Raw genomic sequence first — 12204 nt, 5'->3', positions numbered from 1 at the left:
ACAAAACTCCTGAGAGCTACCTCGCCGGAGTCCACCTCCGCGCCACAACGATCTGGATCGCCAGCCTATTGATCACAACCAAGAACAGAACCTAGAACGTGCCCAGCTTGATGATCGCGAGGATCGCGAGCAGCTGGATGGATGCCGCGCCCAGTGCCTTCGGCCACGGCAGGTCGTGCGACTTGCTCACCATCGTCGTGAGCAGCGCGCCCGCCGCGATCCAGGTCACCCAGCCGAGCAGCTGCACGAAGGGCTGGCCGCCGCCGAGGAACATCGCCACGACCACGCGGGGCGCGTCCGTGATCGACATGATCGACAGCAGCCCCGTTGCCGCGCTGGGAGTTCTTGCTTCCGTGTCCGGGTTGGTTCTCAGTTCGGTGTCCGGTCTTGGGCGCTGTGGAGCGGGCCGGTTCGGGTGTTTCTATGGGGTGTTGAGCAGTGATGGCCGGGTGCTGGTGTTGGACAAGTCATGAGGATTGGCTGGTCACTGGGTGAGGATTACCTGGTCAGCGGAGTGAGAGCTCCCAGCTCGGCGACAAGGATGCCGCCAAAGCCGTGGTACGGCGCTGCTATTCCCACCTCGCTCTGAACTGGGCGAACGTGCTGAAGGAGGAAAGCCCCGAGGCGTACGCCTGGAAACTGCTCAAGCAACGGGTGGAAACCCACCTGCGGCTGGTGGGCCAGACCTCCCAGATGGTGCAGACCGCCGCCTTCCAGCAGGCCGCGCGCGCCACCCTCGAAGTGATCCGGCGCCAGTTCGAGGTGATGGAGTCCGCCCTCGGCCTCTACACAGCGATAGCCGGCCTGCCTGAGCGGCAGTTCGACGTCATCGTCATGCACTACGTCCTGGGCTACCCCTCGAACCGGATCGCCCGCATCATGGGCATCAAACCGGACACCGTCCGCTCCCACCGGCGTTTAGCCCGCGAACGGATCGCCATCAAGCTCGGCCTGTCATTGGAATCGGCCGCCGACGACGAGAATGAGAAGGAGTAACACCGTGCGCAGCATCCACGACGTTCTCGGCGGTGCCGGATGCCCCGACCCGTTCACCGACGACGATCTCGCCGACCTCAAGCAGGAGATCGTCCGCGACGTCACCGCCTCCATGATGTTCGGCGCGCTGCCCGCCCCGGCCGGCCACTTTCCCGCCCTCCACAACGAGGCCGGCAGGGAACTCGCCACCTTGTCCGCCCACCTCTTGCACCACCGAGACGCCGCTGAGCACGTCGCCCAGCTCGCCCACGAAGGCATCGATGAAGACGGCGCCCTCCGCTTCGCCTCCCTGCTCTTCCTCGTCGACGAGCGCGAAGGTGCCCGCTTCTGGTGGCAGTTCTCCGCCGGCGTCGGCAACGCCACCTCCGCCTACTGCCTCCACCTCTACCACCTCTCCCGCGGCGAACTCCGCGACGCCGACCACTGGGCCCTGGAAGCCGCCACCTTCGAGGGCCCCGCCGTCCCGCACCCGCCCGCCCGCCACCAACTCATCCAACGCGAAGCCCTACGCGCGGCCGTCCGCAGGCTCAAGGTCGACGCAGTCGAGGAATCCGGCTACAGCAGGGTCCTACGCCCCGCTCAGCACCTGGCCGACCGAATCGAAGAACTCGCCGACGCCCTTTAAGTCGGGCCCGATCCGCCAGTGGGCGCCCTTCTCAGGGCGCCCGCGTCGTGTGGTGACCTGCCACCGGTCACGGGTGGACCGGTTCTCTGTCGGTCCGGACCGCAGCCCGAGTGGTAGCAGGGGAAGCGAAGTGGGTATGGGTACGTACCCGTACCCTTGAGGGACGGGAAGGAGTACGACGATGTCCGATGCCAATGTCCGTATCCCCGAAGAAGCCAAGGACCGGCTCGCCGCGATCGCGGCCGCTGAAGGCCTGTCGCTGCGCGCTTACCTGGCACGCCTGGCCGAGACCATGCTGACCCCGGCCGAACGTGCCGAGCATGCCGAGAAAGCCAGGGCCGCGCTGAAGAAGTGGAACGGCTACGCCCCCACCGCGGCCGAGCAGAACGACCTGGACAGTGAGCTCGACCGGCGCCTGGCCCAGGTGACGGCCCGGTGACCGACGCCATGCACATCGTCCTGGACGACACAGCGATGGCCGCGGCCGGCCAGGGCAACGTTCTTGCCTCTCGCCTCATCCACCGGGCTCATGCCGAGTCCGGCTGGTTCCTGTACGCCCCGGCGTGCGCGCTCGTCGAAGCCGACCGCGCCCGGCCCGGCACGGCCGAGCACCTGGCCGCGCTGCCGGGCATCACGGTTCTGGACCTGGACTTGGCCGCCGCGCTGGCTCTCGCCCGCGAGGAGATGTGGGCGGCGGCGCACAGTCAGTACGCGGCTCAGCCCACCCCGGACCGCCCCGACGGGGCAGTCATCGCGACCACCGCGCCGGATCGGTGGAAAGGCGAGCCGGTCCGCGTCCTGGACCTCACGCCCTGACCTTGTGCGTCAGGGGGGCGTGGTGCAGGTATGCCAGGTGATGGTCAGGTTTCGCCAGCGTTCGCGGGTGGGTTCCGGCGCTTTAGCCCGACAACTTCACCGCCCCCGCCGCGGGTGTCGCCCTGGCCTCGTTCCTGGGCGGAAGCAGGCTTTCAGGTGAAGGCTGCTCGGTTCATCTCGGCGATGGTTTTCCGGCGGCGGTCGTCGAGGGTGCGGCCCCACTTGGTGTTGGAGTAGTACACGAGCTCTCCTGTGCTGGGCTCCCGGAAGTCAATGTTGCACCCCACGTCGGTGTGGGTGTGATCGCACAGGCAGGTGCACCTCTTGTGATCGACTTCCCAGCCCAGTCCGGTGGGGCCGTCGCCGAGAAGCCGGATGAGGTCGGGGCACGGCGGGCCGTCGGTCGTCTCCAGCCGGAAGCCGCCGATGGAGCTCCACGCGTCGGTTCCGTTGATCGGGCCGGGGCCGGCCATTGCACGGATGCGGCGCAGCAGGGGAGAGAACAGTGAGGCCGGTTCGAAGGGCGACGTCACGGCCGCGGTGTGGGCGGCTCGTTCTGCTGGTGTCCAGTCCGGCTCGTGTTGGAGCAGGTCGTAGTAGTCGGTGGTGAACCGGTCGGTGATGCGTTCCCACCAGTGGGGGTTGAAGCCGGTCAGGGCGATGCGGGCCGGCATGCCGGGGCGGTGCAGGCAGATGTTGCTGCCTTCCCGCCGGTAGCGCAGCCCGGGTACGCCGGTGACACGGTCACGGGGATCGTTGGGGCCGTCGGTGTTGAGGCGGGGAAGGAGGAAGTCGGCCCAGTGGTGGATGACGTACGGCTCGGCGAGGAGCCGGAGGGTGAGCTGGTCTTTCTCGGGACGCACGTGGACGATGCCCAGCGGGTGCTGTGAGAGTCCGCCGAGCCGGCAGCAGGCGAGGAAGAGCGCGGCCTCCAGCTGCGCCTGTTCCGGGTGGCGGGCCGCGGGGATGGTGAGCGGCCGGTCGGCATCCGTGAGGAGTGCGTGGAGCGCTTGGTGAGGCTCGCCAGTGCTACGGCGGCGGTCTTCGGTGAGGGCCAAGGCTGCCTGAGGCATCGTGGTCGCTGTTCCGCGCCGGACCGGCCCCCGGCGGTGAGGCGCTTTGATCAGGTTGTGCCAGCAGTATCTGCGGGTGGTGATGCTTCTGGCCGGTCCTCGGTGAAGAGTTGCGGGGGCCTCTGCTTCACGCGGCCGGGCGTTCACGAGCCCGGGCACATCCAAGCCTGCGGCGAGGTGGCGGAGCAAGGAGCCACAGCTGGCCCTGACTCCATCGGGTGAGGAAGTGGGCACACGGACCGCGCCCGGCGAGGCTGCTCAGTAAGGTCCACGATGGCCAGACAGGTTTCGCCGTCGACGGGCCGCAGGCCACGGGACGGGGGCTGTACAGGGGCGCGGGCGCGATAATGTGGAGTCTTCTTATCTGCGGTTTTTGTGATCTGGCAGGAGTACCCGCGTGCCTGAGGACCCCATCGCTCACAGCGAGCTCGCTGCCCTGACCCGGCGTTTCGAAGAGGGCTCGGCTCAGGACTCCCGCGAGTTCGGGATCATCAAGTCCGACCTCACTGCGGTGCGCCTGCAGGTCGGGAACCTGGACCAGAAGGTCGAGAACCTCAGCGGCCATTGACCCAGCGTCTGGACGGTCTGGAGCGGAAGATCGACGGCTTCATCGACGAGCAGCGCGCGGTCAACGCGACCATGGTCGAGCTGCTGTCCTCGCTCGTGGGCAAGAGCACCGACACCCAGTGACCTCACGGCCCTGCGGCTGAACAGCTGGCCAGGGTGAAATCGGGGCCGGACCACATGTGGTCCGGGCCCCGATCCGTGTCCGGACCCACGAACCTCCGCCTCGGCGCCGCGATGAGGCTGCGGCTATCGGCCGGTACGGGTACGTCGGGTGTGGACGAGGTGCTGCCAGCGGCCGCGGACGGCGTCGGGGCTGTCGATCCACTGCGTGGCGGTGGGACCGGGCAGGGGCAGGCCGGCCATGTGGTGGGCGATGTCGGTGAAGTAGGCGAAGTCGCCGGTCGCGGTGAGTTCGTGCAGGCGGCCGATGGTGGCGGCCAGCTCCTGGTCCTCCTCGCGCACGGCGTGGTGGAAGGCGACGGCAAGCTCCACGAACCGGTGGAGGAAGGGCAGCCCCGCGCCCGTGATGTCGGTGTTCAGGCTCCGGGCGCGGTCGATGATGCCGTCGGTTCCGGCGTCCTTGATCAGGGCGACGACCTGGGCCAAGAGAGCGTTGGACCGTTGGTCGAGGCCTTCGAGGAGCTGGTGGGCGAGGGAGAGCTCGGCGGCCGCCCGGTCCGGGTCGGCGAAGGACAGCGCGAGGGCGAGGCGGACCTGCATCATCGCGCGCTCGCCGACAGCGCCGTGTTCTTCGGCTTCGGCGCGGCCTGCTTCGAACGCGGCGACGGCCTGGTCGGTGGCGGCGTGGGACCAGTGGATGTCGCCGAGGACGCGGTGGTGGCGGCCTTTCCATCCCAGGGTGGGGACGGCGGCGAGTGCGGTGGGGAAGTCCCCGGCCAACCTGGACAGGTTGGCCAGGCCACGGCGGGCCTTGGGTGCGAGGCGCCCGCCGGCGTCGGCGACCTGTCGCATCCCGGCCCGGGCGGCGGCGCCCTGGTCGAGGTCCTTGTACGCCTTCGCCCGGTAGTACAGGGCGAGCTCGACGAGGTCGGCGGACAGCAGGCCGGAGTCCAGCACCTCGCTCAGCCTCTCCACCGTCCGCTGCCGGTGCTCGTGCTGGCGACGGGTGATTGCGGCGAGGAGTTCGGCCAGGGCGTCCGCGGGCGTGTCCGGGGCACCGGTGGTGTCGGCGGGGAGGGTGAGCGGCTCCCAGACGGAGTCGTCGGTATAGGTGTAGGCGGCGGCGGTGAGCCAGCCCAGGTCGGCGAGGCGGTGGTCGCGGGCGAGACGAAGGCCCTGGCGTAGGCAGGCGACCAGGAGCAGGCGGCTGGGGCCGAGCGTGGCGGCCGCCGTCCACTGCTCGCCGAGGGCGCCCAGCGCGCGGGTGGCGGCCTGGTACCAGTCGGTGTCCGTCCAGCGGTCCTCGCTGTGGGTGTCCTCGCGCACGGCCGTGCGGATCGCCCGGTGCAGGTGGTACGGCCACAACCCGTAGACGTTCTCGGAGATCAAAGGGCGCTCGGTCAGACGACGGGCGGGAGCCTGGTGGGTGAGGCCGGCGGCCCGGGTAGCCAGGTCCAGGTCCCAGGCGTCGAGGAGCGAGACGCTGCGCAGCAGGTGGCGCTCCTCCGCCGTGAGGTCCGACAACGTGCGGGCGAGCAGGGCCGGGAAGGAGCAGTCGAAGTCGGCCGGGGCGGGAGCGCGGCCGGTACGACGGATCTCCAGGTAGCGGGAGACGGCGAGGTCGAGGTGGAGGGGCAGGCCGTGGGACCGGGCGGTGATCGCTGCCCGGATGTCAGCGTCGATGAGGGGCCGGCCCTCGACAGTGAGCCGCTGGGCGAGATGGGTCTCGCAGTCCTCGGGAGACAGGTCTCCGATCAGGTGCTGGCGTCCGGAGTGTTCACCGGCACGGGGCGCGGGGACGGTCCGGGTGGACCCCAGTCCGGGCCAGGCGATGGGGCCGGTCCAGTCGAGCTGTCCGTGGAGGCCCGGGTCGGCCCACTGCAGGCGGCTGCGCCCGGCGAGGATGAAGAACGTGCCGGGCATGAGCCAGACCAGCCGTTGCAGGAGCCGCTCAAGGTCGCGGTGGCGGTCCGCGGTGTCCTCGAAGGTGTCCAGCAGGACCACCGGCGTCACCGCCTTCTTCGCGGGCAGCCGGCTCAGGTCCCAGGCCAGAAGATGCGGGTAGTACGACAAGGCTTCCAAGTCCGGGGTGGCCTCCAGCAGGGCCGCGGTCCGTGCGGCGCCCGCAAGGGCCTGGGCGCGCTCGTGGCGTTCGCGCAGTGCGGTGACCAGGGCTGAGGTGAGCTGTCCGGCGGCCGAGCCGACCAGGCCGGGCAGTTGGAGGGCGGCCGCGACCTCCCCTACGCCGGCCTGGAGCTGGCCAGGCAGCATGTTGGTGACCCGGCCCGCGATCCCGGTCCGCCGGATGTACTCGTCGAGGGGCTCGCCGGGGTGGGCCACCTCCCAGTAGTTCCGCAGTGCCACGTCGAAGGACGGCAGGGTCCTGCCGAGCTCGCCGGCGAGCGCGAGGCGGATCGTCAGGAGTACGCGCTCATAGTCGGATCCGGTCGACGCGGAGCGGGACAGGTCGATCCGGATCGGCAGGAGCCGCTGCGTCCAAGCCGGTGCGCCCCACTGGGCGGGCCGGTCCTCGGCCGCGGTCAGGGCGGCTTCGATCTTGCGGAGCAGGGTGGACTTCCCCGCCCCGCCCACCCCGTGAAACATGACCACGTTCGTGCGGGGGGACTCGAGGTCCTCGACGTCGAAGCCGGGCCTGGCCACGCGCTGCAGGTGCTCGCCGAGCGCTGCCGCGACCTCCGTCCACTGGTGCTGGCGATCGGTGAACGCCTCCACCGCGTCGACCCCCGCCGGGTCGTTGGAGCTGAACAACGCACGCAAGTCGGCCACGGTCGGTCCCCCCAGAATGATCATCGACGGTATCAACCGTAGGGCCTAGGGCGTGCGGCGTGGCCACCTTCTGCAACGCGGGCGCCGTTCCCGCATCGTCTCGGCCAGAGACAATGACGCCCCATCGCCTCCCGATACATGAAGGAAATCCCTTGTCAGAGCACGTGAGTCCTGAGGCCGCCAAGCAGCTCGTGCAGGACGTGAGCAACTGGTACGCGGAACAGATCATGAAGGAGCGGGACTCCGCCGGCCCCGAATCCGAGCGCCTGAAGACGCTGAAGGAGGAGCTGGCGGCATGCGCCGCCGATCTGCTGGCGCTCCAGGAGGACGCCAGCCCCGACGAGGTGGCCGAGATCGCGGCCCGCTACGCGGCCCGTTCCCAGGAGCTGGGCGGCCAGTAGCCGGAATTCCGCGGCAGGGCGGGCAGCGGCGCCGTGGTGATCGTGGAGATGAGGGTGCGCGGCTGCAGGCTGGCAGGCATCAGCGGCCAGGCCAGCGCGGCGATCTCGACCAGATCCGACCGGTACTGCGGCAGCTCCCCCTCCAACCGTTTGAGGGTGGCGAGGAGCTGGGCCGCTTCGGCCAGCGTGTACGGGCGGCGCTGCTCGGCCTCGACCACCTGCCCGGCCCGGGGCAGCCCGGCCCACCCGCCGTCCGGGGTGCGCTCGTTGCGGTAGACCGAGGTCAGGTCCCTGCGGACCACGGAGACGCGGTGCACGAACGGGGACCGTTCGGCGGCGTCGGCCACGGCGGCGACGATGTTGAACGTCGCGTCGTGGGCGGCGGCCGCGGTGAACCTGGGGGTGCCGCCCAGGCGGGCCACCTCGGCGCACCGGGTCGCGGTACCCAGCCTGCTGTCCGCGGCGCGCCCTCCGATCACGACCAGCTCCACACGCCGGCCCGCCCGCTGGTCGCGCCGCGCACTGTTCACGAAGTGGCTGACGCTGTCCGGGGCGATCTCGATCAGCATGTCCCCTTGGCGCGCCCGTACATACGCCTCGGCCATCTCCTGCCACGCCCGGTAGTCCGGCCTGATACGCGCGGAGGCGGTACGCGGCTCCTCCTCGAGGAGCTGGCGGTAGTCGGGGTGCAGCGCCTTGAAGGTGCCGCCCTCAATCCCGGTGGGTCTGCGCTGGCGTAACGCACGGCGCAGCATGCGCGCCATGTAGGACTTTCCCGCCCCCTGCGGGCCCATCACGTACAGGCTGACGGGGTCGTCCTGCGGGGTGATGGCGCTCAGGTACATCGGGATGATCAGCTCGTCGAAGATCCACCGGTGCTCGCTGGCGGACAGGCGGTGGTAGTCGACGCCGGGGGGCACCGTCAGCGGCTGGGCGATCCGGCGCACCGGCTCGGCCAGGGCGAAGGCGCGCTCCAGCCCCCCGGTCACCGCCAGGCGCCGCTCCGGCGTGAGCGCCGACGGGTGCAACCGCTGTTCCGTGCCGGTCAGGTGGCGCCGGAAGCGCCAGGTCTCCGGCGCGGTCCACGGCCGGGCCCACTCCGCCGTCAGCGCCTCAGGTGCGCCTGCGGATCTGCACCAGGACTGTCCGTCCGCGGTGAGCTCGTTGAGGTACAGCACGTGAAGGCCGCGGCGCACGACCATGACCTGGTCCGCGAGCCGTTCGGCCTCGACGGCCTCCAGGAAAAGGGGCAGATTGCGCGTGCACTGGTCGAAGTTGCCCCAGGACACGGACCGGCCCACGCCCTGCTCGTCGACCTGCGTCAGGTAGCGGTCCAGCCCGCTGAGCTGCGCCTCGGCCTCCGACGTGCCCAGCGCCACCACCTCGACGCGATAGCCCGCCGCACGCCAGACGCGGGTCGTCGCGATGGTCTCCGCCAGATCGGCGACGGGGGCCTCCAGGACTGCGTCGAAGCGCTCGCGGCGTACGTATGACTCGACCTCTGCCTGCCATTGCAGGACGTCCGGACGCACCCGCACACCGGCCGTGAGGTCATCGCTGCGCATGAGGTCGTCGTACTGGGGGTGGGCCTTCTTGTAGAGGTCGCGGCCGATCAGTACCGCCCCGCCCCGTCGGCTGAGGACCGCCAGCAGGAGATCACACAGGCGGGACTTCCCGCTGCCCGCCGGTCCAGCGACGACCACGACCACCGGCTTGCCCTGAGGGACGGCGTGCTCGGTCCAGGTCGGCAGGATTTCCGTCACCAGGATCTCGTTGTGCTGGCCCTCGGCCAGGGCCACCGGAACGACGTCCTCGTCTCTCAACGCAACTCCCTGCTCGGTTTCGCCGCCATCCCCAGCAACGCCACGCATCATACGCTAACCGAACGGGTTAAACACAAGGGCTAAATTGAATCTTCCGTCAGGGTTAAAGCATGCTAGTGTTCAGGGTGGAGGTAGACAGATATGGCATCTGAGGAAGAGCTGTTCGCGAACATCGACGCCCTGCTGGCGGAGGAGCCGCAGCTCCCGCCCCCGGCGGAGCGCGCCCGGCTCCGTGAGGCCGCCGGCATCACGCAGGCCCGTCTCGCTCAGGCTCTGAAGTCGACGACCCAGACGGTGAAGAACTGGGAGAACGGCCGGAGCGAGCCGAAGCCGCCACGCCTGGAGGCGTACAAGCGGCTGCTGGACGGCTGGGCCGCGAAGTACCCCGCCCACGGATCTCCAGCCGCCATGCCCGCCCCGGTGGCCACGCCGCCGCAGCCAGTGGTGCCGCAGACGTTCACCGGCCCGGCCGCGACCGAGCCCACGGTGGCCGCCGCCCCGGCACAGGCCCCGGCCACCCCGGCCGCGGCCGAGCGTCCCGCCCGCCCGGTCGCGACGTCGAGGCGCCCCGCGGCGAAGAAGGCGGCGAAGCCCGCGACCGACCCGCGGTTCCCGCACGGCCCGCTCGCCGTCCTGGACGGCGACGGCTCCGCGTACGGCACGGGCGGCATCGTGCTCGACTGCCCGGCCACCACCGTGCCGGAGCTGGTGGAGTGGACCCTCAAGGAGTCCGGCCTCGGGGCCGCGAAGCTCAACCGCTACGGCAAGGACAGCGACCCGCTGATCGTGCTCACCGCGGCCGCCGCTGTGAAGCTCGGGCTGCCCGAGCGCCTGGAGGGCCACGAGCAGCGCCGCTCCCTGCGCCTGCCCGAGGACCACCCCGTGGTCAAGCAGGTCGCCAAGGCGAAGTGGCAGCTCACCCAGCGCGGTTTCGGCCCGTGGGCGCGGATCTACCGCAAGGCGCAGGGCCGCGACCGGCAGTGCGTGCAGCTGGCGATCCTGTCCTGGGACGCCCTCGATGAACGGTCCTGGCCCGGCGTGAGCGAGATGGAGCCGGCCGACATCGCCCGCGTCCTCGGGGTGTACGCGACCCGGGTCATCACCCCGCGCGGCTCCACCGCCGTGTCCGGGCTGGAGCTGATGACGGCGCTGCGCCCGCCGACGAAGGCCGTGCAGGACCCGGAGACCGGGAACTGGGTGTCCGGCTACAACGCGGGCTCGCTGGGGACGGAGCCGATGGACCCGGCGCCGCCGGAGGCCACCCCGGAACACCCCGTCGTCGTGAACTCCGGCTGGGCCGGCGGCTTCCTCAACGAAGAGGCGTACCAGTGGGTGCGGTCGGTGGACACGCTGTCCGATGAAGAGTGCACGCTGCCCTTCGCGGTCGGCCTGGACCTCAACACCGCGTTCCTCGCCGCCGCGGCCCGCCTGGTCGTCGGCCTCAGCGCCCCGGACCACTTCAACGCCCCGAAGTTCAACCCGAAGATCCCCGGGAGCTGGCTGGCGGACCTGTCCCACATCGAGCTGGACCCGCGCCTGCCCTCGCCGTTCACCCCGGACGGCACCCGTCCGACGGGCCCGGCCTGGTACCAGACGCACACCCTCGCCTACGCCCAGGAGCTCGGGCACGACGTGCACCCGATCGAGGCGTACCTGCGCCGGGAGACCGGAGCGTACCTGGACCCGTGGCACGACCGGCTCAAGACCGCCTACGTCGACACCCTCGCGGACATGGGCGTCACCAAGGACCTGGACGACCGGGCCTTCCTCGCCGCGATGGAGCAGCACAAGCAGAAGGACCCGGCCCTGGCCGCCGTCCTGTCCGCGATCAAGGCCACGGTCAAGGGCGGCGTCGGCAAGCTCCGTGAGCGCCCGCAGGGCAAGTCCTACAAGGAGGGCGAGACGTGGCCGGCCCTGGCGCGGCCGACGTGGCGCCCCGACATCCGGGCTGCCGTCATCAGCAAGGCCCGGGTCAACATGCACCGCAAGCTGAACAACATGGCGAAGATGACGGGCTTGTACCCGCTCGCCGTGCTCTCCGACTGCGTCGTCTACCCGAGCCCGGGTGAGAGCCCGCTCGACTTCCTCCCTTACGCGGCGTCAGGCAAGCCGCAGCCCGGCGGGTTCCGCCTCGGGCCCACGCCCGGCCTGGCGAAGCTGGAGGGCGTCCAGTCGATGCTGTGGGCGGTCGACCTGATGGAGAAGGGCCTCAACCCGGCCCGCCACATCAAGGGCGGCGACGCCGTCCTGGACGAAGGGGAGTAGACCGTGGGGGAGATCGACGACGCGATCGAGCGGGCCGACCAGGAGGCGTTCACCAAGGACCCGCCCAAGACTCTCAAGGGCCAGGTCGGCTTCCTGCGCAAGTACCTCAGTTCTCAGGAGATCGGCGAGGAAGCCGGGGTTACGGCCGACTCCGTCAACCGCTACCGGCGCGGAGCCCGCAAGCACGCCCGCCCGGACGTCGCCGCGAAGATCGAGGCGATGGTCCGTGCGCGCTGGCAGCCGCTCAACCGCAAGCGCCGACAGCGTCAGGCCGCCACCACCGGTGGGATCACGGTGGAGACCCGGGCCCGGTTCGGCTACTCCGCAGCAGTCGGCACGACCGACGACGGACGGTTCCGGCGACTCACCGTGCACCTCCCCGCGACGTACGCGCAGCGCCTCTTCGACGCCCGCGACGCGGGGGCCAGCGACCAGCAAATGCGCGGAATCATCGCCGAAGGGTTTAAGGAAGTGTATTTCCAGGACGGCGGCGGTCGCGCTATGGGACTGTCGGACGTGGAAATCAACGACATCGACTATTTGGACCTGGACTACTAAGTAGGAGCGAAAGCGTGACCGCTGAATTTCCGCCCATCGACCGCGACAAGAGCCCCCTGTTCGACGCCGACCACGACCCGGGTGTGCGACATCCCGCGAGTTCCCCAGAGCCCCGCTGATTCTTTGAGCCCATGGCCAGGGGCTTCTTCCTCCGTCGGGTGCTCTTCCGTCCG

The 12204-nt window shown here is 70.2% G+C and carries 12 protein-coding genes and 1 pseudogene; 9 read left to right on the top strand and 4 right to left on the bottom strand.

What is annotated here, in order from left to right:
* Positions 1–91 precede the first annotated feature (91 nt).
* Positions 92–313: pseudogene (locus ACZ7IB_RS47635) on the bottom strand (YIP1 family protein); the annotation flags it as partial.
* Between the two features lie 287 nt (positions 314–600).
* Here ACZ7IB_RS47635 and ACZ7IB_RS47630 point away from each other — a divergent pair.
* The 4 genes from ACZ7IB_RS47630 (at position 601) to ACZ7IB_RS47615 (ending at position 2437) form a co-directional block, all read left to right on the top strand.
* A complete protein-coding gene (locus tag ACZ7IB_RS47630; RefSeq protein WP_470921492.1) occupies positions 601–996 on the top strand; it encodes a sigma-70 family RNA polymerase sigma factor in 396 nt (131 codons plus the stop codon).
* A gap of 4 nt (positions 997–1000) precedes the next feature.
* Positions 1001–1621 (top strand): hypothetical protein, encoded by a 621-nt coding sequence (locus ACZ7IB_RS47625; protein WP_470921491.1) that lies wholly within the window; start codon positions 1001–1003, stop codon positions 1619–1621.
* A gap of 181 nt (positions 1622–1802) precedes the next feature.
* Positions 1803–2060 carry a hypothetical protein gene (locus tag ACZ7IB_RS47620; protein ID WP_470921489.1) on the top strand — a complete coding sequence of 86 codons (258 nt, stop codon included), beginning with the start codon at positions 1803–1805 and terminating at the stop codon, positions 2058–2060.
* Positions 2061–2068: 8 nt separating this feature from the next.
* On the top strand, positions 2069–2437 hold the full coding sequence (locus ACZ7IB_RS47615; RefSeq protein WP_470921494.1) for a PIN domain-containing protein: 369 nt from the start codon (positions 2069–2071) through the stop codon (positions 2435–2437).
* Between the two features lie 152 nt (positions 2438–2589).
* On the opposite strand, the gene ACZ7IB_RS47610 is transcribed toward ACZ7IB_RS47615, so the two are convergent.
* On the bottom strand, positions 2590–3510 hold the full coding sequence (locus ACZ7IB_RS47610; protein WP_470921487.1) for a hypothetical protein: 921 nt from the start codon (positions 3508–3510) through the stop codon (positions 2590–2592).
* 397 nt (positions 3511–3907) lie between these two features.
* On the opposite strand from ACZ7IB_RS47610, the gene ACZ7IB_RS47605 reads away from it, so the two are divergent.
* Positions 3908–4078, top strand: a complete 171-nt coding sequence (locus ACZ7IB_RS47605) for a hypothetical protein (RefSeq protein WP_470921485.1) — start codon at positions 3908–3910, stop codon at positions 4076–4078.
* Entirely contained in the window at positions 4075–4200 is a 126-nt protein-coding gene (locus ACZ7IB_RS47600; RefSeq protein WP_470921483.1) for a hypothetical protein, read from the top strand. Before ACZ7IB_RS47605 ends, ACZ7IB_RS47600 begins: the two co-directional genes overlap by 4 nt.
* Positions 4201–4323: 123 nt before the next feature.
* Here ACZ7IB_RS47600 and ACZ7IB_RS47595 read toward each other — a convergent pair whose 3' ends face one another.
* Positions 4324–6984, bottom strand: coding sequence for a YfgM family protein (locus ACZ7IB_RS47595; protein ID WP_470921481.1), 2661 nt, complete (start codon positions 6982–6984; stop codon positions 4324–4326).
* Between the two features lie 152 nt (positions 6985–7136).
* On the opposite strand from ACZ7IB_RS47595, the gene ACZ7IB_RS47590 reads away from it, so the two are divergent.
* Entirely contained in the window at positions 7137–7385 is a 249-nt protein-coding gene (locus ACZ7IB_RS47590; RefSeq protein WP_470921480.1) for a hypothetical protein, read from the top strand.
* On the opposite strand, the gene ACZ7IB_RS47585 is transcribed toward ACZ7IB_RS47590, so the two are convergent.
* Positions 7349–9208 carry a zeta toxin family protein gene (locus tag ACZ7IB_RS47585; protein WP_470921479.1) on the bottom strand — a complete coding sequence of 620 codons (1860 nt, stop codon included), beginning with the start codon at positions 9206–9208 and terminating at the stop codon, positions 7349–7351. The two genes, ACZ7IB_RS47590 and ACZ7IB_RS47585, sit on opposite strands and share 37 nt — an antisense overlap.
* A gap of 141 nt (positions 9209–9349) precedes the next feature.
* On the opposite strand from ACZ7IB_RS47585, the gene tap reads away from it, so the two are divergent.
* Positions 9350–11473 (top strand): telomere-associated protein Tap, encoded by a 2124-nt coding sequence (gene tap, locus ACZ7IB_RS47580; protein WP_470921477.1) that lies wholly within the window; start codon positions 9350–9352, stop codon positions 11471–11473.
* 3 nt (positions 11474–11476) lie between these two features.
* Positions 11477–12031 (top strand): telomere-protecting terminal protein Tpg, encoded by a 555-nt coding sequence (tpg, locus tag ACZ7IB_RS47575; protein WP_470921475.1) that lies wholly within the window; start codon positions 11477–11479, stop codon positions 12029–12031.
* The last annotated feature ends 173 nt before the right edge of the window (positions 12032–12204 follow it).

Source organism: Streptomyces sp. NPDC037301, assembly GCF_055602785.1.
The sequence above is the reverse complement of the archived record's forward strand: the minus strand, read 5'-3'. Positions and strand labels throughout refer to the sequence as shown.

What these genes read in the sequence shown, in the direction of transcription:
- ACZ7IB_RS47615 (WP_470921494.1), top strand. Translation starts at nt 2,069, where the DNA reads ATGCACATCGTCCTGGACGACACAGCGATGGCCGCGGCCGGCCAGGGC.
- ACZ7IB_RS47610 (WP_470921487.1), bottom strand. Translation starts at nt 3,510, where the DNA reads ATGCCTCAGGCAGCCTTGGCCCTCACCGAAGACCGCCGCCGTAGCACT.
- tap (WP_470921477.1), top strand. Translation starts at nt 9,350, where the DNA reads ATGGCATCTGAGGAAGAGCTGTTCGCGAACATCGACGCCCTGCTGGCG.
- ACZ7IB_RS47620 (WP_470921489.1), top strand. Translation starts at nt 1,803, where the DNA reads ATGTCCGATGCCAATGTCCGTATCCCCGAAGAAGCCAAGGACCGGCTC.